The 20,259-nt window shown below is 47.8% G+C and carries 24 protein-coding genes and 1 CRISPR repeat array; of the genes, 10 read left to right on the top strand and 14 right to left on the bottom strand.

What is annotated here, in order from left to right; genetic code table 11:
* Positions 1–7: 7 nt before the first annotated feature.
* A CRISPR array of direct repeats spans positions 8–161; the repeat unit is 23 nt; unit sequence AAGCCGCCTGTGCGGCGGCGGAC.
* 224 nt (positions 162–385) lie between these two features.
* From M0R33_RS13620 to M0R33_RS13605, 4 genes are all read right to left on the bottom strand, one after another.
* The gene (locus M0R33_RS13620; RefSeq protein ID WP_292570053.1) at positions 386–1,219 is read right to left on the bottom strand and encodes a hypothetical protein; all 834 of its coding nucleotides are present in this window, start codon (positions 1,217–1,219) and stop codon (positions 386–388) included.
* A 171-nt stretch (positions 1,220–1,390) separates the two neighbouring features.
* Entirely contained in the window at positions 1,391–2,524 is a 1,134-nt protein-coding gene (locus M0R33_RS13615) for an SEC-C metal-binding domain-containing protein (RefSeq protein ID WP_292570050.1), read from the bottom strand.
* Positions 2,525–2,650: 126 nt separating this feature from the next.
* Positions 2,651–3,487, bottom strand: a complete 837-nt coding sequence (locus M0R33_RS13610; protein ID WP_292570047.1) for an NERD domain-containing protein — start codon at positions 3,485–3,487, stop codon at positions 2,651–2,653.
* A 65-nt stretch (positions 3,488–3,552) separates the two neighbouring features.
* Positions 3,553–3,837, bottom strand: coding sequence for a hypothetical protein (locus M0R33_RS13605; RefSeq protein ID WP_292570044.1), 285 nt, complete (start codon positions 3,835–3,837; stop codon positions 3,553–3,555).
* 139 nt (positions 3,838–3,976) lie between these two features.
* On the opposite strand from M0R33_RS13605, the gene M0R33_RS13600 reads away from it, so the two are divergent.
* Positions 3,977–5,041, top strand: a complete 1,065-nt coding sequence (locus M0R33_RS13600; protein WP_292570042.1) for an IS1595 family transposase — start codon at positions 3,977–3,979, stop codon at positions 5,039–5,041.
* Between the two features lie 4 nt (positions 5,042–5,045).
* Here M0R33_RS13600 and M0R33_RS13595 read toward each other — a convergent pair whose 3' ends face one another.
* The 10 genes from M0R33_RS13595 to M0R33_RS13550 all read right to left on the bottom strand — a co-directional run bounded on the left by M0R33_RS13595 (position 5,046) and on the right by M0R33_RS13550 (position 12,732).
* Complete coding sequence (locus M0R33_RS13595) at positions 5,046–5,276, bottom strand: hypothetical protein (RefSeq protein ID WP_292570039.1); 231 nt, start codon at positions 5,274–5,276, stop codon at positions 5,046–5,048.
* 46 nt (positions 5,277–5,322) lie between these two features.
* Positions 5,323–5,487, bottom strand: coding sequence for a hypothetical protein (locus M0R33_RS13590; RefSeq protein WP_292570036.1), 165 nt, complete (start codon positions 5,485–5,487; stop codon positions 5,323–5,325).
* A 30-nt stretch (positions 5,488–5,517) separates the two neighbouring features.
* Positions 5,518–5,913: a type II toxin-antitoxin system VapC family toxin gene (locus tag M0R33_RS13585; RefSeq protein ID WP_292570033.1), complete on the bottom strand. Its 396-nt coding sequence runs from the start codon at positions 5,911–5,913 to the stop codon at positions 5,518–5,520.
* Positions 5,913–6,143: a hypothetical protein gene (locus tag M0R33_RS13580; RefSeq protein ID WP_292570030.1), complete on the bottom strand. Its 231-nt coding sequence runs from the start codon at positions 6,141–6,143 to the stop codon at positions 5,913–5,915. The genes M0R33_RS13585 and M0R33_RS13580 overlap by 1 nt, the downstream gene beginning before the upstream one ends.
* A 56-nt stretch (positions 6,144–6,199) precedes the next feature.
* Positions 6,200–7,183: a hypothetical protein gene (locus tag M0R33_RS13575; protein ID WP_292570027.1), complete on the bottom strand. Its 984-nt coding sequence runs from the start codon at positions 7,181–7,183 to the stop codon at positions 6,200–6,202.
* 54 nt (positions 7,184–7,237) lie between these two features.
* Positions 7,238–9,154, bottom strand: a complete 1,917-nt coding sequence (locus M0R33_RS13570; RefSeq protein ID WP_366043868.1) for a CRISPR-associated endonuclease Cas3'' — start codon at positions 9,152–9,154, stop codon at positions 7,238–7,240.
* 7 nt (positions 9,155–9,161) lie between these two features.
* Positions 9,162–10,133: a type I-F CRISPR-associated endonuclease Cas1f gene (gene cas1f, locus M0R33_RS13565; RefSeq protein WP_292570021.1), complete on the bottom strand. Its 972-nt coding sequence runs from the start codon at positions 10,131–10,133 to the stop codon at positions 9,162–9,164.
* Between the two features lie 140 nt (positions 10,134–10,273).
* Positions 10,274–10,915: a response regulator transcription factor gene (locus M0R33_RS13560; RefSeq protein WP_292570019.1), complete on the bottom strand. Its 642-nt coding sequence runs from the start codon at positions 10,913–10,915 to the stop codon at positions 10,274–10,276.
* Positions 10,916–11,011: 96 nt separating this feature from the next.
* Positions 11,012–11,626, bottom strand: a complete 615-nt coding sequence (locus M0R33_RS13555; RefSeq protein WP_292570016.1) for an NUDIX domain-containing protein — start codon at positions 11,624–11,626, stop codon at positions 11,012–11,014.
* A complete protein-coding gene (locus tag M0R33_RS13550) occupies positions 11,623–12,732 on the bottom strand; it encodes a PQQ-dependent sugar dehydrogenase (RefSeq protein ID WP_292570013.1) in 1,110 nt (369 codons plus the stop codon). The genes M0R33_RS13555 and M0R33_RS13550 overlap by 4 nt, the downstream gene beginning before the upstream one ends.
* A gap of 114 nt (positions 12,733–12,846) precedes the next feature.
* Here M0R33_RS13550 and htpX point away from each other — a divergent pair, with 114 nt between their 5' ends.
* The 9 genes from htpX to M0R33_RS13505 all read left to right on the top strand — a co-directional run bounded on the left by htpX (position 12,847) and on the right by M0R33_RS13505 (position 20,158).
* Complete coding sequence (htpX, locus tag M0R33_RS13545) at positions 12,847–13,722, top strand: protease HtpX (protein ID WP_292570010.1); 876 nt, start codon at positions 12,847–12,849, stop codon at positions 13,720–13,722.
* Positions 13,723–13,767: 45 nt separating this feature from the next.
* Positions 13,768–13,998 carry a DUF2835 domain-containing protein gene (locus M0R33_RS13540; RefSeq protein WP_292570007.1) on the top strand — a complete coding sequence of 77 codons (231 nt, stop codon included), beginning with the start codon at positions 13,768–13,770 and terminating at the stop codon, positions 13,996–13,998.
* A gap of 874 nt (positions 13,999–14,872) precedes the next feature.
* Complete coding sequence (locus M0R33_RS13535; protein WP_292570004.1) at positions 14,873–15,964, top strand: hydrogenase small subunit; 1,092 nt, start codon at positions 14,873–14,875, stop codon at positions 15,962–15,964.
* The gene (locus M0R33_RS13530) at positions 15,964–17,760 is read left to right on the top strand and encodes a nickel-dependent hydrogenase large subunit (protein WP_292570001.1); all 1,797 of its coding nucleotides are present in this window, start codon (positions 15,964–15,966) and stop codon (positions 17,758–17,760) included. Before M0R33_RS13535 ends, M0R33_RS13530 begins: the two co-directional genes overlap by 1 nt.
* A 110-nt stretch (positions 17,761–17,870) precedes the next feature.
* Complete coding sequence (locus M0R33_RS13525) at positions 17,871–18,080, top strand: hypothetical protein (RefSeq protein WP_292569998.1); 210 nt, start codon at positions 17,871–17,873, stop codon at positions 18,078–18,080.
* On the top strand, positions 18,077–18,778 hold the full coding sequence (cybH, locus tag M0R33_RS13520; protein WP_292569995.1) for a Ni/Fe-hydrogenase, b-type cytochrome subunit: 702 nt from the start codon (positions 18,077–18,079) through the stop codon (positions 18,776–18,778). The genes M0R33_RS13525 and cybH overlap by 4 nt, the downstream gene beginning before the upstream one ends.
* Positions 18,775–19,446: a HyaD/HybD family hydrogenase maturation endopeptidase gene (locus M0R33_RS13515; RefSeq protein WP_292569991.1), complete on the top strand. Its 672-nt coding sequence runs from the start codon at positions 18,775–18,777 to the stop codon at positions 19,444–19,446. The genes cybH and M0R33_RS13515 overlap by 4 nt, the downstream gene beginning before the upstream one ends.
* Entirely contained in the window at positions 19,446–19,742 is a 297-nt protein-coding gene (locus M0R33_RS13510) for a HypC/HybG/HupF family hydrogenase formation chaperone (protein ID WP_292569988.1), read from the top strand. The genes M0R33_RS13515 and M0R33_RS13510 overlap by 1 nt, the downstream gene beginning before the upstream one ends.
* Positions 19,739–20,158: a hydrogenase gene (locus M0R33_RS13505; protein WP_292569985.1), complete on the top strand. Its 420-nt coding sequence runs from the start codon at positions 19,739–19,741 to the stop codon at positions 20,156–20,158. The genes M0R33_RS13510 and M0R33_RS13505 overlap by 4 nt, the downstream gene beginning before the upstream one ends.
* Positions 20,159–20,259: the final 101 nt, after the last annotated feature.

Here is a 20,259-nt window from a genome sequence, read left to right as displayed (position 1 = left end):
ATCCGCCCAATTTCCAAGCCGCCTGTGCGGCGGCGGACATCCGCTGGGCCGAGTACCGTCATAAACACAATTTCTAAGCCGCCTGTGCGGCGGCGGACAACCAGGTTGGACGGGATAACTGAATAATTAATTTCTAAGCCGCCTGTGCGGCGGCGGACCTCTGCAATATCTTTTCTAGTCAATTTACGCATTTCCGCTATTATGTAGCAATTGCACAAAGAAATTTCTTGACACCTTTATCGACAATCGTTCTAAGGCACTATAGCAGTAAATCTGACATTTCTTAGTCATCATAAGAATCAAAAAATTGATGCTTATGCACACTAAACCGAGTTAAACCTCAAATATTTGACGTTTATAACAATGCGTAGCGTCTTGTTAAGTTCTACTCATACCATGATGATGTGTCTACATCCAATTCTTTAGACTCAATGGTGAAATCACTAGGATTTTCAACATGAGATTTCATCATTAAAGAAAAAGGGTAGTTTTCATTCATTATGCAAAGATCATCTTTTGACCCATACTCCTGCTCAACATATACAGTGCCTCGTGCAGTAATGTAAATGTACTCATGATCTATATTTGTACATTCAATTTCTTCAACTTCTGAGTATTCAACAAATACGTTAGTAGCGATAATTGACAGACTCTCAGGTATTGCTCTAGCCGCAATTGAAACCACAGAATCATGAACTTTATCTTCAAGTGCTTCGACAACTATATGTTCAAGATCATCTAATTGGCGCAGAGAATCCCTGGCAATTTTTACTACATACTTAGCATTCTCAAAGAATCTTTTTGGGCATGTTTCAAAATATTTCGCTGTGATATGCGTGTATTTATTAAAAAAATGAAATTCCTTTATAAACTCTGATATTGAAGCATTCAAGTCAGCAAGAACTCCTTCACCGAGATATTCATCTGCTATATTTGATTGAGCACAATACTTTAACTGCTGCCTTCTGGTAACTTCGTGAATATCACTTTCTCTCGTATACCATGAAACTTTTTTGACTTGATTAACTGGGGCCTTTCTTGTGATGACATGTAAAACAAGTTCGCGCATTGCAAAAGCAAAGTTATGAAATCTAAGCGGATTTCCATGTGACGCATAATTTCTTAAGCTGGCAACAAAAAGCTTATGCTCAAATTCAGTTTCTAATAGAGACTGAAAATCCTGCATAAAATCTAGAGACAATAATTTCTTTAACTTCATAAGTTCCTTTTAAAATAGCCATTGCTTAGCAATTTCAAAAATTTTAAGCACCTATTTTTTCTCGCAATATTATTGTAAAATCAAATAATTAACGATTAATGTGATAAAATTATTCATTAAGATACCAATCGGTAGTGGCGATTATCTTGTTTTGTGTTTTTAAATTTATCCTCAAGGACACCAATTAACATAGTCAATTGACATAGGATCAGGCAGAGTGGTGGTTAATAGCTTTGCAGATATATGATTACCATGAGGGTCAATATATGGGTCTACATTGTGGTGGGACATTTCAATTACTTTGTTTCTATCTTTCTGGCTAACACAGCTCCACCAATCAGGAGAAATAAAAAAATTCTCAAAGTTACTGAATATATACTGCAAAAGATATGTCGATACATGTTCTTTCTGTTTATTTATTAATGACATAACAAGCTCTTTGCATGTTTCATGGCAATTTTGAAGCCATGACAAAACAATATATCCATTCGAACCGTCAAAAAACGACGTAAATGATAAAATATCGGGATTTTTTTCCAAGTCTGATAGGTCTTGAAGTTTTTTGTTTTCAAAGTCAAAATCAGGATTTACTGATCCGCTAACCTGCACTGGAAATGGCTCTTGAAATTTGAATACTACAGCCCTAACATCACTATAATCATTGTTAGCAATACATCTATCAAATTTTCCTTTATGAAAAATGCCGTCTTTCACACCAGCTTCAGCACCAACATTCATCAAAAACGCTAGCTCTTGTATCTCAAGCTGGCGATGAATTGGCTTTCCTTTATCCAAACTTGAATTTAAATCATAACTATCTGCCAGCGAATATTTTGTATAGAACTCACGTGCGAATGATCGAAAAGCCAGCATAAAGCACTGTTTATCTGTCATCCGAAAAGCTTCTTTTTCTAAACAAGAAAAAAGTTGATCATCATGTTTTTGGCAGAAGCCTGTAAAGGTTGACGCATTGTTGATACCTATTAATTCCGGCTGTAGCTTTCCACCATATTTCTGAAAACTTTCCAAGCTAATTTTTAAACCTAAGACATGACCATCTTTAGCAAAAGCTTTTAAACTTGAACTTTTTGGCACCGTATGAGCCTTCACGATCCTATTTGCACATTCTTTATGTAAACTCTTTGGAGCCGAACAGAGTTTGCGTGCGAATTTATTACGCATTAATTTCGACGCTTCCCATTCCTGAATTGGTGTTTCATTAACCCTGTCAATGTGGCATTTCTTATATTTTTTACCAGAACCACACCAACATGGATCATTTCTACCAATCTTCTTTAGTCCCAATTTATACTCCCTCTTTATAAGAATCCGCCATCTTTTAACAAGTCATTATCTGCATATATTTACTTTATAAGTTAATATATTTAACAAATTCGTTAAAAAGTGTTTACATAAAATACGATTGCCTAGCTAGTTTATTGACTTGGTGGTTCTGCATTTTGGGAACGTACTACATGCAAAAAATTGGTTACCACGTTCTCTAGCTGTTTTTATAATCATTGCGCTTCCACATTTAGGGCAGGCGTTTTTATCCAATGGCTGCTGTTTTTGCTCAACGATAGATTTGACATGTTTAACATGATTGATATGCGTTTTGATTGTTGGCGAAAGCCTGCCTGACTCTATTTGGCTACAAATACTTCTAACTTCTAAATCGGTAAAGACTTTGGTGGTCTTACTTTTAATGTAAGCAACGAACTCGCCAGCATAAACAACGTTATCTGGCATATTGGTTTTAAATTGACTATCGCCTATAAATACAATGAGTGAAAACACCTTGTTTGTATCTAATCCTAGTGCGCTTCGAAGTATTTCGGTGTGTTTATAGTTTTGGAGTAAAGGATTTTGAAACTTTTGTGAATGCCGATAGATTTTTTGAGTCCATTGTCTGTCGTTTTTGCCGCCGTAAATCCAGCCTTTCATATTTTTTGTTTCAATAACAAACACACCATAGGGCGAGACAATAATATGATCAAGTTGTGTGGTGCCGCCATCTTCGGTAGGTAGCGTGACATTTTTAATTAGATGGTAAATATTTTTGTCCAACCGTAGTTTGGCAATAATATTTACCTGAAACTCTCCCAACATACCTTTGACAAAAGGAAATCTGAGCAAAAAGATAAAAAACAACAAGAAAAAGCCCCAATGTTGCTGGAACAAAGGCACAAAAGCTTGCAAAATCATTTGTAACGGATCAATCTTTGGCATAAATATTCCTTGTTTATTTGCTGTTTTGACCAATTTCATCCCAAGTCTTATATTAGACTGCTACTTTGATAAGCAATTAATATTTCCACGATAATATTTATGCATTATTTTTTATCTTTGCGAAGAAATGATATAAAAGTGCCAAGTAGAAATCCAAATGGAATTATATACTGGGCGGCTAGAGCTATCGCTCTTTTGAATTCACCAGCCGCAGCTGCCCCGATTTGGCCTGGCGGCATCGAACCAGGATTGATTTGCGGTGCTGCCGCAATATTGTGTAGGATAATATAACTCACCAAAGCAAGTATTAAGTTAACCCACCAAGGAAGTATTGATGCAAGATCAACTAACGCAGAAAACATACCATCATTCTTTCTTCTTCTAGTCATAAAAATTCTTGAGTTATTAGTAAAAAATTCTAGTACATTCTAGCATCCAAGTTATGGAAATGTTAATAATTCATTGAGCTGTAACTTGACGTAAAGCCTGGCTTTTAGTATAAAGATCATGTCCTAACTTCCGAGGAACATGGTTACTAATACTTCTAATTCAGGTCAACATTTTCTTTTATCAGCTCAAGCTCGCACACTTTCAGTCCTTAAAGTGGCGCGAATGACGGACGATCAAGCGCACCAACTCTTCAAAGAACTGCGATGGGGAGAAGGTGAAGAAGTCACCTGCCCAAATTGCGGCGATTCCAATAAGCACTATTTCATCAAAACACGCCGTCAATGGCGCTGCAAGTCCTGTCAGCGTTCATTCTCCGTCACATCCGGTACAATCTTCGCAAACCATAAGCTACCGCTAACAACCTATCTGGTCGCTATTGCAATTTATACTAATGCGGTCAAAGGCATTTCCAGCTTACAGTTAAGCCGTGATCTTGGCGTCCAATACAAAACAGCTTTTGTACTATCGCATAAGCTACGCGAATCCCTCATGATTAAACGTGACGAAACACCTCTTTCCGGTGAAGTTCATATAGACGGCGCTTATGTTAACGGGTCTATACGACCAGCCAATCAGAAGAAAAATCGCGTTGATACGCGTCTTGAGGAAAACCAAAAGCCAGGGAAATGTTGCGTCGTTGTAATGCATCAGAAGGTGCCAGAAGAGAAAGGTCATGGCGCTGATCGAACAATAACTGCTGTTGTCAAAAATGAAAATCGGAAAGATGTTGGTAAACTGGCTGAAAAGTACATTTCACCCGATGCCATTGTTTGCGCAGATGAATCCAAAGCCTATGATGGGCTTCATGCAACCAATGAGACGCATCGGGTCAAGCATGCTGAACGATTTAGAGCTAAAGATGGCACAACCAATAATCAGGCTGAATCCTATTTCTCTCGGCTTCGCCGGATGCAATACGGTCAGGTTCACCGCTTTGGACAGGTCTGCATGGAAGATTACGCGAATGAAGCGGCATACCGTGAAGACACTAGACGCGTAGATAATGGTGGCATCTTTCGTGATATAGTCGAAAAATGCGCAAGGAGCAAAAATAGCCGAAATTGGAGCGGCTATTGGCAGGGCAATAAAAAGCCGCGTGTTGACTTAGAAACTGGCGAAATTATATACCCTGCCGTAGCCTAAACTTTTAATGGACTGACCACTGGTTAGCGCCAGTGCTATCTTCAACGCCTAATTTTTCAACGGTGTTGTCTTTCTCAAAGCTACGCAGCCGTTTGTCGATGGACTTTTGAATCGCTTTGCTATTATCGATGCTCTCAGCGTCCAATCCTTTATGCTGGATAATTGCATCGAAAATAGTCCTAACGGTCATGGGCGATTTTGATTGGCGCAATACATCCAATATCAGCAAATTCAATTCATTGTGTTTAAAGACTGCATTTTTTTCACGCTTGATACGTGGTCTAATACGCAGTCAGATTGGTATAGCCGCGCAATTTGGGCATGGAATGGTTGTCAATAATGCGTCCATCGCTTTGTAAAGTCGTCGGACCATTCCAGTTGACCACGCCATAACCTAATGCCGTGATTTTGAAATCTACGCTTCTAATGCCGGTAATTTTATTCATTGCATTTTTCCTTGAAAAAAATAAATTATGTCAATTAAACCAATCTTCTAACCGCAAGCCATCAATGCGCGAAAACTCTTTGGTGTTATGCGTTACCAAGGTGGCTTGATTTGCCAAGGCAATACCCGCAATCATCATGTCCAGTGGACCAATCGGCGTGCCCGCTTTTTCTAAGGCCACTCTGATCCGTGCGGTAATCGCAGTTTCATAAGCGGTAAACGGCAACACGCTCACCACCGTGAGCAATTCGTTAAGTTGATTGCTACGTTTTTCGGGTGCGTTGGATTTGGCAATGCCGACTTGCAGTTCATACAAAACCACCGCTGGTATTGCGATTTCATGGGGTGGCACGTTAAATAAATGCGTTGCGACATTGCCCATGCCTTTAAAAAAATAAATCACGGTATTGGTGTCGAGAGCGTACATCAAAAATCTTCCCTGGCAGCATCCCGGCCTTCAGCCGCGCGTAATGCTTCCGACAACGGCGCGTCTTGCCATGTCCCGGCTAATGCCTTGATGGAATTCGGCCAGTTTGTCGCCGTTTTTTCCTCAATGATCTGCTGTAACCATTGCTGGGCAGACAGACCCGCTGTTTTAGCGACAGCGTTAATTTTCGCTTCGGTAATTTCGTCTATTTCTAATAGCAGCTGTTTCATAGTGACCTCGATAAGCATTGATCTGGCGGGTTTTGATTTCTTAATCCTGGCAGAGTTTAATCTTCAGTTGATGTTAACTGCTTGATGGAGATTGCGCCAATGGGCTGTTTATCGCATACGGCATAATAAATTGCCCAGGGATGCCGTCCGCTGTCTCTACCTGCGTCTTCTAAGTGTTTCGGGGTGTAGCTTAGGTAAATTGGGTTTTCCGGGTCTCTGGCTTCATTCAAGAGCATGTAATCTTTGAATGGAGCCTTTCCTCCCATGATTTGATGGTGTTTTTTTGCCATGTGTGCGAGCAAGCTTTTTTGGCTATTACCATAACCTTCAATCAGCTCCTTCTCGGCAGTGATGTTATCTATTTGCTGGTTATCACTGATTGGCATTTGGTAAGCGTAACAGTCCTCGAATTGGTATTGATCAAACCCGCTGACCGTACATACCGCCAATTGCACAAAACGATTATCCCCTCGCAAGGAGTTTTTGCTGATTTTGCCGCGTTTGTTTGCCGTCTCCTTTTTATTTTGGAATAGTCGAATAGGGTCGGTAACTTTGTCGTCAATCAAGTCAACGCTTTTTTGCATCGCCTTGAGCAAGTCGTTCTCGATCTCTTTTTTGCTGGCTTCGTTGTTGTGAAACTCGCGATAAAACGCGTAGATTTGCGGCAAACGTAAGGGCTTTTCATCCATCAATTTGGCTGCAAGGAAATCACGCCACGCCCGAGTTGAAGCAAAACTATTCATACTCGATAAAAATTTACCGACACCGTTAGTCCCTTTGAATGAGCTAGGAATGGCGATCAGGTAACGGTTGATGGATGCGTTTTCGCCGAAGCGATCCAATCGGCCAAGTCGCTGCAAGCAATCCTCAGCGGTACAAATATCACTAATCATTTCATCACAGGTAATATTCAGTGATGCTTGCACAATCGGCCCGCTACGCAGGACATCGTAGGTTTTTGTGCCGCCTTTTTTGAAAGAATCATAAACCGCTTCAAACCATTTTTGTTTGTCGCTCTTGATAAATTTGGAGTGATACAACACCGCCTTTTCACGGCGCTGATCATTTTCAAACTTCAGATTAAAAATAAAGCCCTATTGCGCTTTTAAGGCAGTGTTGCTAATGACAAAAGTATTTCCAGCACGCGGTGCGAAAAATGGGTTGTTATCGTCGATTTTGTCTTCGTCATAAGGAACAAATTCTATTTGGTACTGACTTGGGTTAAATGACTGCATTTCTACGACGTCGAAGCGACTATCAAAGCCGTTGCCAAACAAGCTATCAATGAAATAATAATGCGGTGTAGCGGACACCAGTAGCGTATTTGCCCGGCTGCCTTTTAAGCGTTTGCCGTGTACCAATTCTGCAAAAAACAAATTAAAAGCAGGCATATTGATATATTCGTGATACTCATCAAATACGACATGGGCATCCAAAAAGCTGATCAAGCTATCCGCCTTAGTGTGGGTAATGATGTTATTAAGCACTTGATCCATGGTGGTGATAACGATGTCCCCACTAAAGAATTCATCATCCGACGTTTGCTTGCCCCATTCCTTCGTGTATTTATATTCGCCCGTGAAAATTTCGATATTGGCATTAGGTAAATAGTGCTCCATAATTAATTCATCAAACAGACCTTGGCAAATTTGTACCCTCGGACACACCCAAATGATTTGTTGAGCGTTTTTCAGTTTTGCCCATTCCAAAGCGATTTTGGTTTTGCCGCAACCTGCTGGACCGGCTAAAACGGCAATATCACGGCACTCTGTTAATTGCTGGGCAATTTCACTCTGCTTGGTATTGCGCTCGCCACTAAAACTGGGGTGTTTCAAGCAGTGTTCGATATGACTGCCAAGATTGCTGTCGGGTAACAAACATTGGTCGATCAAAAAATCAAAGTTTCGATTTTTAATGCATTCTTCTATGAGTTCTTGCGCCGAAAGTGCAGATATCAGTCTATCAGCGCTAATAACACAGGCACGAAATATGTTATTTAAGGCATTAAAACCAATATCGCTTTGGTAGTCGTTCAATTTGGTTTTATTTTCATAGCGCTTAAAAACGGGTAACGGCGTACCGCTTTTTAAGTGTTGAACTTTATCTTCGTCGACTGTTTTCTGATAACTCTCAGATAAACCGGTTTTATTATCGAAAGCAGCCTGCTCCTCAAGTTTTAGCACTCTTGATAAAGTATCTATTGCACACGTAATAAGCTGAGAAAAATCAAGTGACGGATTGTTGCCGATACATTTTGAGTAAATATCCCAATATGTGGAAAAGCCTTTATCATTGTCCTTGCGAAAAGGTTTGGCGTGATGCCAATAAATAGTGTGGCGGATAGCGTCCTTAACATCTCTGTTTAATGTCTTTATGGATATATCGTCGAGTAACTCATATAGCAAAACCGAAATTTCGTTATGCCTTGGATGTTTATCAAAACTAAATTTCGCAGCATCAATATGTTGTCCGTCTTCAGGAATGTAATCCTTGCGATTAGAATTTCTCACCCAGCTTTGAAATTGCGGGTCGATCTTGCCAAGGTCATGCAAACACCCGGCAATAAATACCGCATGGCTATGGCTGGGATTTTCTGGAAATAATGTTTGATATATTCGCATTGCTAAATAACCCACAGCAAATAAATGCTCCGCTAAGGGTTGTAAATGCGTGTTGGCGTATAGACAGCCAGGAATCGGTTTATCGCGAGGTATATCCATAAATAATTCTTTGTTTGTGATATTAACGGGAACAATGCCTTGGGCGCTAAATTGGTTACGATTACCGACTATCCACACCAACTCACTACGACTGCGCGACCTAATCCAATGACAGGAAACAGCGGTATTTTTGGTGGCGGTTTTGCGCAGTAGGGTTTTGACGGCGATCAGGCCCTCTTCGGTAATCACGGTTTGCCAGGTGTTGTCGCCGATGCGGTTGGCGAAGGCATCCAGAACGCGGCGGGTGCGGTTTAACGCTTTTTTCTGGCATTGGCTGACGAAGGTGACCATCATGATTTTACCCCTCACCCCGCCCCTCTCCCTGAGGGAGAGGGGGATTTAACGCTTGTTGTTTGACTTGCTCGAACATGAAATCCAAAGCCTTGTGTTCGGTAAACTTTTGCAGACATTGTTGGCGAAATTCCTGCTCGGTCATTTTTTCCTTGGCGCAAACAAAGGCCCAGGGCAACACGATGGCGTCCTTGACCAAGTCGGCCACGTCGAACACCAGCGCGCCACGGCGGGTTTTGCCGTGCATCACCGCGAAGCCGTGCGGAATGCCCAACACCCATAGCGTGGTGGCAGCCAAGCCGTAAGCCAGGTAGTTGCCGTGATTTAAAAAGCCATTGGCTAAATCGGTGCCGCCGTGGTCGCGGCTAAAGTCGCTGTGTTGGGTGGCTTTGGCCGCATAGCGGTAGAGTTGTTTGGTGAGCAAAGCTTCGCGTTGCAGCAGGTCGCCGGTTTTTTCGGCGCTGGCGAGGTTGTTGGTATAACTGTCCAGGGCGCCAGCTATGGCGCTGTCGTCTGCAAAGATGTTTTCGGCTTTCAGTTCCCGATCTTTGTCCCAGCTGCGGCGTATATAGTCGACGCGGGCCTGTTGAAAGGCTTTGGCAACAGCCAGGCGTTGGGCGTCGTCGAACCAGAATCTCAACCAGCCTTGTACGTATTCGGTGGGTCGGTATTCGCTTTGCGGGGTGAGCCATTCTATTTCGCTGCCGGAAAACAGCGGCGTACTTCCGCCGCCGCAAAATCCCACCAGCACGCCGGCACTGGCCAGCATACGCATCGCCGCCTGGGTGATCGAAGTGCCGGTGCCCAGCAGGATCACGGTGGTATTGGCAATGGGAATATTCCAGTAATAGTTTTCATCCTTGGCTTCGGTCAAATACAGCACACGGCCGTCTTTCTGCATTACCCGGCACTTTTCCAGGTAATAGATATTGGCGCGCTTGGAGTGCAGGATAGCTTTTAAATCCGTTAATTGATCCATAATCCGATTTCATCTAATTTCGTAACTGTTTAACGAGGCGTTGCGCCACGGTTACGCTCGATGGGTTTCGCCAATGCCGACAACGCAACGTTCAACCGGTTCGATCAGGCGCATTAACGCGGTTGACAAGTCATTAATGCCTAGCGGTATTGATCGATTTCTTTTAAACGTATTGCCAAACGCAAGCGGTCGTCTACTTCAAACTTTCGGAAAATCGAGGACAGATGGGCTTTAACGGTTCGTTCGGAAATATTCATGGCTTCAGCTATGCAACGGTTGTTTTCGCCCAGCCGTATCATGTTGGCCACTTCAATTTCCCTTGCCGAGAGGGATTTGGACATGCGGGTCAATTTTTCGCGTTCTTCCAACGTTAAATGATTATTGTGGTTGGACTGTAGTTGACCGGTGAGCACCCCGATCACTTTGGGCACCAAAGCCCGGCGTATCCAGATGTCGCCTTTCAAGATGCAATCCACGGCGCGTTTCAATAACAGGGCGGCTTCCGATTCTTCGCAATATCCGGCGGCGCCATGCACCATCACCTCAATCTGCTTTTGCTCTGGCCAATTGGAGCCCATGATCAGGAAGCGGGTGTTTGGGTTGGCTAACACGGCCAACAGGGTGGTATCTTCATCCAGCTTGCGGGCATCAAAAATAACCGCATCGGCATGGTATTCGGTTCGCGCATTCAATAATCTATTTACACTGTGATCGGAGACCAGAGCATGCATCCACTCAGCTGCCAGTTGCGGATTATTGGAATAAATCAAAATATTGGCCACGGTGAAATATTCGGTTAAATATCAATCAAATTAGTTAGGGTGGGTAAATCATCCCATTTCAATGAACATTCAACAAGCACTGTGTTTAGCGTAGGATTATTCATTCTTATTGTTAAGCCAACGAGCTCTAAGTTTGTCGCGGTGTATATATAGCCATTGAATGGCGATGATGGGAATACCGGACTCGATTTTGCCATCTTCCAACATTTGAAACACATCGGCAAATTTAACCGCTGTAACGCGGATGTCTTCGTCTTCTTCCACCAAGCCGTGCACGCCGCCGACCTTATGGCTATCGACCCGACCGCAGAATAAGGTAATACGCTCGGAACAACCGCCAGGTGTGGTGTAAAACTGCTGAATTTCCATGAGTTCCGTAATGTCGCAACCCGCCTCTTCCGACGCTTCGCGATAAGCCACTTCTTCAGCCGTTTCACCTTCCTCTATAGCGCCGGCCACAATTTCGATCAGCCAGGAACACTGCGGTTGCAGCACCGCACCGACCCGGAATTGTTCGATCAATACCACTTCGTCGCGCTCGGGATCGTACAACAATACCGCCACGCAATTGCCGCGTCGAAAGAGTTCGCGGCTAATCGGCCGGCTCCAGCCGCCTCTATATAAAGTGTGTTTTAGCGTGTATCGTTCCAAACGAAAAAAACCTTGGTAAACGGTTTCCTTTGCCAGTATTTCAAACTGTTTTTCGCTCACTTTTTATACTCGACCTTGTAAATCACGCCCAGTTTGTCGTCGCTGATCAGCAAACCGCCCTTTGGCGTTTGCACTATATCCACCGGCCGCCCCAACACATCACCGGAGGCCGTCAGCCAACCGGAAACAAACGCTTGTTCGCTAAACGGCTCGCCTTCCCTGAATTTAATCAACGCCACTTGATAGCCCTGCGGTACGCTTCGATTCCACGAGCCGTGTTGGGCCACGAACAGCTGTTTGTAATAGTGATCTGGAAATTGCAGCCCGGTGTAAAAACGCATACCTAACGGCGCAACATGGGCTTTATAGCGCCAGACCGGGCCTTGAAATTGGCCGCATTTCTTTTTACCGCCGAACTCCGGATCGGAAATGGTGCCGGCGTGACAATAGGGAAATCCGTAATGCTGATGAGTGCCCGTCCACTGGTTCAACTCATCCGGCGGTACGTCATCGCCTAAATTATCACGTCCGTTATCGTTAAAAAACAGATGGCGGGTGCCCGGCTCCCAATCGAAGCCGACGGTGTTGCGAATACCGTTGGCCAATACTTGAAAACCGCTACCGTCGGCATTGATGCGAAATAGCGAGGCGTACAGACTATCTTCAGGCGCACAAACATTGCAAGGCGCGCCCACTGCGCTATACAACTTGCCGTCGGGGCCGAATTTCAGATACTTCCAGCCGTGGTGTTTATCGGACGGCAATTTATCAAACACCACGATGGGTTTGGGCGGGTTATCCAGCTGATCTTCTATTTCATTGAACCGAATGATGCGATTGACTTCCGCGACATATAAAGCGCCGCTTTTGTAGGCAACACCGTTGGGCAGATAGAGTTCCTCCGCCAGTGTATAGCGTTGTTCGGCCACGCCATCGCCGTCCTTGTCCTGCAAGGCATACACGTGTCCGTCCTGGGTGCCGACAAACAATACCCCATGTTCGCCCAAGGCCATTTGCCGGGCGTTCGGCACGTCGTCCGCATAAATGGAAATCTTAAACCCGTACGGCAAATGCAATTGTTTCAAAACGGCTTCGTGCGCGGGTTTTACTGCAAAACACAACGGGGAAACGGCCATAAAAAACAATATTGCCTTTAAACCTTTCATTTTTCAGTCCTCTAAAATAAACTTTGCCGCATCTTACCACTCCAAGCCTTGAATTTAACTATTCAGCACCCACCTTGTTTCCATCACTACACTACACAACACAGGATAATTATTATGATGAGGATATTGTTGTTTATGGCTACCAACGTGGCCATCATGATTGCGATTACAATAATTTTTAATATTCTCGGGCTGAAAAGCACCCTGGATGCCCAAGGCGTCGATCTGAACCTGAATGCCTTGCTGGCCATGTCCGCGATCATCGGTATGGCCGGCTCGGTCATTTCCTTGTTCATGTCCAAATGGTCGGCCAAAAGAGCCATGGGCGTGCATGTCATCGAGCATCCGCAAAACCAAACCGAACAATGGTTGCTGGGTATCGTGACCAGACAGGCTCAACAAGCCGGCATCGGCATGCCGGAAGTGGGTATTTTCCAGGCACCGGAACCGAATGCGTTCGCTACCGGCGCTAACCGTAACAACGCATTGGTGGCCGTCAGCACCGGTTTGCTGCAAAGCATGAACGCCGATGAAGTGGAAGCGGTGGTCGGTCACGAAATCAGCCACGTAGCCAACGGCGACATGGTCACCATGGCCTTGATGCAAGGCGTGGTGAATACCTTTGTGTATTTCTTCGCCACTATCATCGGCCACATCGTCGACCGGGTGGTATTCAAAACCGAACGCGGATACGGACCGGCTTATTACATCACGCAAATAGTCGCGCAAATTGCCCTATCCATTCTGGCTTCCATGCTGGTGATGTGGTTCTCCCGCTACCGCGAATTCCGTGCCGACGCGGGCGGCGCCAAATTGGCCGGCCGCCAAAAAATGATTTCCGCCCTGCAAGCCTTGCAACGCTCGCACGAACCGGCCCAGTTGCCGGGCGAACTGGCGGCTTTCGGCATTAATGGCGGCGGCGTACGACGCTTATTTATGAGTCACCCGCCGTTGGAAGAGCGCATCGAAGCATTGAAAAACCAACGTTAATTTCATTCATCTGTGCCGGTTTTTAAGCCGGCACGGCCCATTTCCATGGCAACCAACCAATTTATCCGTTTCAAACTTTATTTAAGTTACGACCAGTTCCTGGCCGTCTATCAAGGTATTGCCGATTCCGTCAACGTACAGGCAGACGACGGTCGCCGCATCCGCTTTCCGGCCAGCAAGATTCAGCGATTTTTAACCAAGGACGGCATCCAGGGCTATTTTGAAATGGAACTTACCCCGCATAATAAATTCGTCGGTATTCATCGAATCGCTTAAATTCATGCGCTGTTCCGCTCGATGCGCTCTGTTTGTCGACGCCTGATGCGTCGCATCGAACCCCACACGGCTCGGCCTCGGATATATTTGCTTATCCGTTCAAAACCACCGGGCATTCCAATCGCAAAACCGCCACCCATTCCGATACAAATCCAGCTAGCTTTTGAACGCCTTGGGTCGGCCACTATGTATAGCTATACATAGTGGCCGTTTGGTTGAGGTCGCCAACGTCGGCTTTGTAGTCCTCCAGTTCCAGAATCTGGCTTCGGCCGACTGGCGGCTTTGGAGAAGCGCGAGTGGCAAAAATGGGTCGATGGCGCCAATTCGCCACTTCCCAAAGCCGTCATTCACTACTGGCGCCGCCGTATCGGAGTTGGTGGCTGGCTTGGGGTGGAAAATGCAACTATTGGTATTTTTTGATCCTCCCTTGGTTTAAATCGAACAATCCAGCGCCTTAATCTCAATGTCATATTCCGCGCATTTCGTCTGACACTTTGTCGTATTTGTAATAAGACGCACAAAGAATTCACCGCACCCAAGCCATATAGCCCACATTTATCAGGGTTTTACCTCTGTCCGCAATCCGGCATAAATGTTGCGATTAATCATGCCGACTCTCGGCTCATTCCAGAACCGATAGTTTAAGAAACCGACTCAAATTTTCCAATACATTCCGTTCAGGCCGCGCTTTTGGCAGCCTGACTGATGTGGCCTTGCAGGCAATCAGGGCAAACCGAATTTTTAGGGCCGGGCAAATAATAATTCAGCACCTTCAAGCCGATTCGGCCTTGACGGTGCCGCACTGAAAGATACAACTACCTTCTCCGGGTAGATGCCACTTTTCAGCTTGCGCATAACAATGCCGGGAGCTTACGTGATCGAAACCTTTTACGATGTGATGCGCCGCCAAGGCATCACCCGCCGCAGTTTTCTGAAGTTTTGCAGCCTAACCGCTGCATCCTTGGGGCTTTCTCCTGCTTTCGCCCCGAAAATAGCCCACGCCATGGAAACCAAACCGCGCATCCCGGTGTTGTGGCTGCACGGCCTGGAATGTACGTGCTGCTCGGAATCCTTCATTCGTTCCGGCCATCCCTTGGCGAAAGACGTGATTCTGTCCATGCTGTCGCTGGATTACGACGATACCATCATGGCCGCGGCCGGCCATAACGCCGAAGCCATCGTCACCGAGATCGTCGAAAAATACAAAGGCAACTACATCCTGGCCGTGGAAGGCAATCCGCCGCTGGCCGAAGACGGCATGTATTGCATCATCGGCGGCAAACCCTTCGTCGAGCAACTCAAATACGCGGCGGAAAGCTGCAAGGCCATTATTTCCTGGGGTTCCTGTGCTTCCTGGGGTTGCGTACAGGCCGCCAAACCCAACCCAACCCGCGCCACCCCGGTACACAAGGTACCCGGTTTGGCCGACAAACCCATCATCAAAGTGCCCGGTTGTCCGCCTATCGCCGAAGTGATGACCGCCGTAGTGGCTTATTTGTTGACCTTCGACAAGCTGCCGACCCTGGACAAGCAAGGCCGGCCGCAGATGTTTTACAGCCAGCGCATTCACGATAAATGTTACCGGCGCCCGCATTTCGACGCCGGCCAGTTCGTCGAACACTGGGACGACGAAGCCGCCCGCCAAGGCCAATGCCTATACAAAATGGGCTGTAAAGGCCCGACCACCTACAACGCCTGCTCGACCGTGAAATGGAACGAAGGCACCTCGTTTCCGATTCAGTCCGGCCATGGCTGTATCGGCTGTTCCGAAGACGGCTTTTGGGATAAAGGCAGTTTCTACCAGCGCCTGACCGACATCAATCAATTCGGTATCGAAGCCAATGCCGATGCTGTCGGTGGTACTGCCGCCGCCGTGGTGGGCGCTGGCGTTGCCGTGCATGCCGGTCTGACAGCCTTGCATCGCGCCAAACAACCCGGTGACAAACAGCCAGGAGCAGAACAATAATGACAGTCAGAAACACCCCCAACGGTTTTCATTTAAACGATGCCGGCCGCCGCGTGGTGGTCGACCCGGTCACCCGTATCGAAGGCCACATGCGTTGCGAAGTCAATATAGACGAGGACAACATCATCCGTAACGCCATATCCAGCGGCACCATGTGGCGCGGCCTGGAAGTGATTTTAAAAGGCCGCGACCCGCGCGACGCCTGGGCCTTCGTGCAACGCATCTGCGGCGTTTGCACCGGCACCCATGCCTTGACTTCGGTACGGGCGGTCGAGGACGCGCTGAACATCAAGATCCCGGAAAACGCCAACTCGATCCGTAATATCATGCAACTCAGCTTGCAGGCCCACGATCACTTGGTGCATTTTTATCACCTGCATGCCTTGGATTGGGTCAATCCGGTTAACGCTTTAAAAGCCGACCCCAACGCCACCTCGGCCTTGCAACAGCAGATTTCGCCTAGCCACCCAAAATCCTCGCCGGGCTATTTTCGCGACACCCAAAACCGTTTGAAAAAGTTCGTGGAATCCGGCCAGCTAGGCCCGTTCAAAAACGGTTACTGGACCAACCCGGCCTATTTACTGCCGCCGGAAGCCGACTTGCTGGCGGTCACCCATTATCTGGAGGCACTGGATTTTCAAAAAGACATCATGAAAATCCGCACCGTGTTCGGCGGCAAGGACCCGCATCCGAACTGGCTGGTGGGCGGGGTGCCGTGCGCGATCAATATCGACGGCATCGGCGCGGTGGGTGCCATCAATATGGAGCGGCTTAATTTAGTTTCGTCGATTATCGACCGCACCATCACCTTCATCGACCAAGTTTACATTCCGGATTTATTGGCGATTGCCCAGTTCTACAAAGGCTGGATGTACGGCGGCGGTTTGTCCGGAACCAGCTTGTTAGCCTACGGCGACATTCCCGACAAGGCCAACGACTATTCGGCGTCTAATTTGTTGATGCCGCGCGGCGCCATCATCAACGGCGATTTGACAAAAGTGCATGAAGTCGACCTGACCGATCCCGAGCAAATCAAGGAATTCGTGCCGCATTCCTGGTACAGCTACCCGGACGAAGCGATTGGCCTGCATCCCTGGGACGGCATTACCGAACCCAACTATAAAATCGGCCCCAATACCAAGGGCGACCGAACGCATATTAAAGAGCTGGACGAAGCGGCCAAATACTCCTGGATCAAGGCGCCGCGTTGGCGCGGCCATGCCATGGAAGTCGGCCCGTTGGCACGCTATGTGGTGGGGTACGCCCAAGGCAATAAGGAAATCACCGAACAAATCAATTTCGTCTTGAAAACCCTGGACGTACCGGTCAGCGCCTTGTTCTCGACCTTGGGCAGAACCGCCGCCCGCGGCCTGGAAGCGCAATGGGCGGCCGGTAAAATGCGCTACTTCATGGACAAAATGATCGCCAACATCAAGGCCGGCGATCTGGCTACCGCCAACGTCGAGCGCTGGGACCCCGAAACTTGGCCGAGCAGCGTCAAGGGCGTCGGCTTTACCGAAGCCCCGCGCGGCGCCTTGGGTCACTGGCTGAAGATAGAAGACAGCAAAATCGCCAATTACCAATGCGTGGTGCCGACCACCTGGAACGGTTCGCCGCGCGACCAGCAAGGCAACATCGGCGCTTTCGAAGCCGCGCTGATGAATACCAAAGTGGAACGCCCGGAAGAACCCGTGGAAATTTTACGCACCCTGCACAGTTTCGACCCCTGCCTGGCGTGTTCCACGCATGTGATCAGCCCGGACGGCACCGAATTAACCAGCGTCAAGGTACGATAAAAAAATGTAACCCGGATTAAGCCTGATGCAGCGACAGAAAAATCGGGCACTTCCGGGGCAATCAACCGTTTGCCAGACTCATATTGGCCCGAGCGGCCATGGGAGAAAAAATGCATAGATTTATAGTGATAACCGTTTTCATGTTGCTGGCCAGCCAGGCGGAAGCACATAGTCACCCCGCCGCCGATGCCATGACGCATGCCCTCGAGCATCTGATGTTAAGCGCGCAAAACTGGTTGCCCTATGCGGCGGGCTTGTTGATCGCGGCACCGTTGACCGCCTTGCTGCTTGTCCTGCGCGGACGGCGGAGCGCCAAATGAGCCAGCCGAAGCCCCCCATCTATGTCTACGAAGCTCCGGTCAGAATTTGGCATGCGCCGAACGGTTTGGCCATCGTCGCGCTGGCGGTGACCGGCTATCTGATTGCCGCACCCTTACCCTCGCCCGGCGGCGAAGCCTCCGAACATTTTCTGATGGGTTATATCCGCTTCGGCCATTTCGCCGCCGGTTATTTGTTGGCGATCGGCTTGCTGGGACGTTTGTACTGGGCCTATGCCGGCAACGCACATGCCCGGCAAATCTTTTTACCCCCGTTGCTGAGCGCACATTTCTGGGACGGCGTCCGCCAGGAAGTGCTTTGGTATGCCTTTATAGCCAAGGCACCCCGGCATTACATCGGCCACAACCCGCTAGCCATCTTGGCCATGCATTTCGTATTGGTGTGGGGTAGTTTGTTCATGATCGTCACCGGCTTTGCCTTGTACGGCGAAGGCGAGGGACAAGGCAGTTGGCAATGGGCGCTGTTCAGTAGCTGGGTGCTGCCGCTGTTCGGCGACAGCCAAAGCGTGCACAGCTGGCACCATTTGGTGATGTGGTTGATCGTCTGCTTCGTGTTGATCCATGTCTACGTGGCGATACGGGAAGACAAGCTGTCGGGACAAAGCATGCTCGCCACCATAGTCAACGGCTGGCGTACATTCAAGGATGACAAACCCATAGACGACGCGCATCGACCATGAACGCAACCCCGCAAATCCTGCTGCTCGGCATCGGCAACCTGTTATGGGCCGACGAAGGCTTTGGGGGGCGCGTGATTGAGCGGCTGCAAAAAAACTACCGGTTTCCCGACCATGTCACGGTATTGGACGGCGGTACCCAAGGCCTATATTTGGTTGAACATGTGCAGATGGCGAACGTGTTGGTGGTGTTCGACGCCATCGACTTCGGCCTGCCGGCCGCCACCCTGAAATGTATCGAAAACGACGACGTACCGAATTTTCTCGGCGCCAAAAAAATGAGCCTGCATCAAACCGGCTTTCAAGAGGTGTTGGCAACGGCGCAGCTGTTGGGTCAATACCCAAAACATTTGTTGCTGGTCGGCGTGCAACCGGAAGAATTGGAGGATTACGGCGGCAGCCTGCGGGATAGCGTCAAGGCACAAATTCAACCCGCCATCGACACGGCTTTTAGCTATCTGCAGCATTTCGGCGTCGCTCCGACCTTTATCGATACGGCTATCGAATTAACCGACCCGGCTTTGGACATGCTGCGATACGAACGGGAACGCCCTTCTTCCACGCAAGCCTGCCGCATCGGCGACCGGCGCATACTGCATGCGGTACGTACGCCAGCACCATCCGAGATGCCCGGCCTGCAGGTCGATGTGGATTATCGAGGCAAATACTGATGTGTATCGGTATCCCGATGCAGGTGATCGAAACGCGCGGCGAATCGGCTCTGTGCGTTTACCGGGGCCAGACCAGCCTGATCGACATGATGCTGGTCGGCGAACAACCCGCCGGCAGCTGGTTGTTAGTGTTTCTGAACACCGCCCGCGAAGTCATCACTCCCGAAAAAGCCCGCCAAATCAACGACGCGCTGGAAGCCATGCGCCTTGCCATGCAAGGCGAAACCGATATCGATCACTTGTTCGCCGATCTGGTCGACCGGGAACCTGAACTACCGGAGCATTTACGATCATGAGCATTCCCTCGCAAGACATATCCGCTACCCGTCCTAGCCTGCCTTTGCTGGATGCCGACAATTACGACAACTTCGTTTACAGCCACGACACCGTAGTGCTGTTCTTCCGCAACGACCCGCTGCAATTTCCGGAAAGTCAGGATGTGCAGGTAATCTTGCCGGAGCTGCTAAAAGTGTTCAGCAATCAACTGCAAGGCGCGGTGATCGATCGCTCCATCGAACGAGAACTGCAGGCCAGATTCCACTTCACCACCTGGCCGGCGCTGGTGTTTTTGCGGCGCGGCGAATATCTGGGCGTGATCACCGGCATCAAGGACTGGCAGGAATTCGGGCAGGAGTTTGCCCGCATTTTGGCATTAAAGCCTGGACACCCGCCGGGGTTTAATTTGGATAAGGTGTGCGGGGGTCATGCTTGATTCACTGTACTGATGTAGGACTTTAGCTATAACAGAAAGATATCTTTCGGTCAGAAGCTTTGTTCCCTCTCCTGCTGGAGAGGGTTAGAGTGAGGAGAATC

The organism is Methylomonas sp., from assembly GCF_023228165.1.
Taxonomy (GTDB): Bacteria; Pseudomonadota; Gammaproteobacteria; order Methylococcales; family Methylomonadaceae; genus Methylomonas.
The sequence above is the reverse complement of the archived record's forward strand: the minus strand, read 5'-3'. Positions and strand labels throughout refer to the sequence as shown.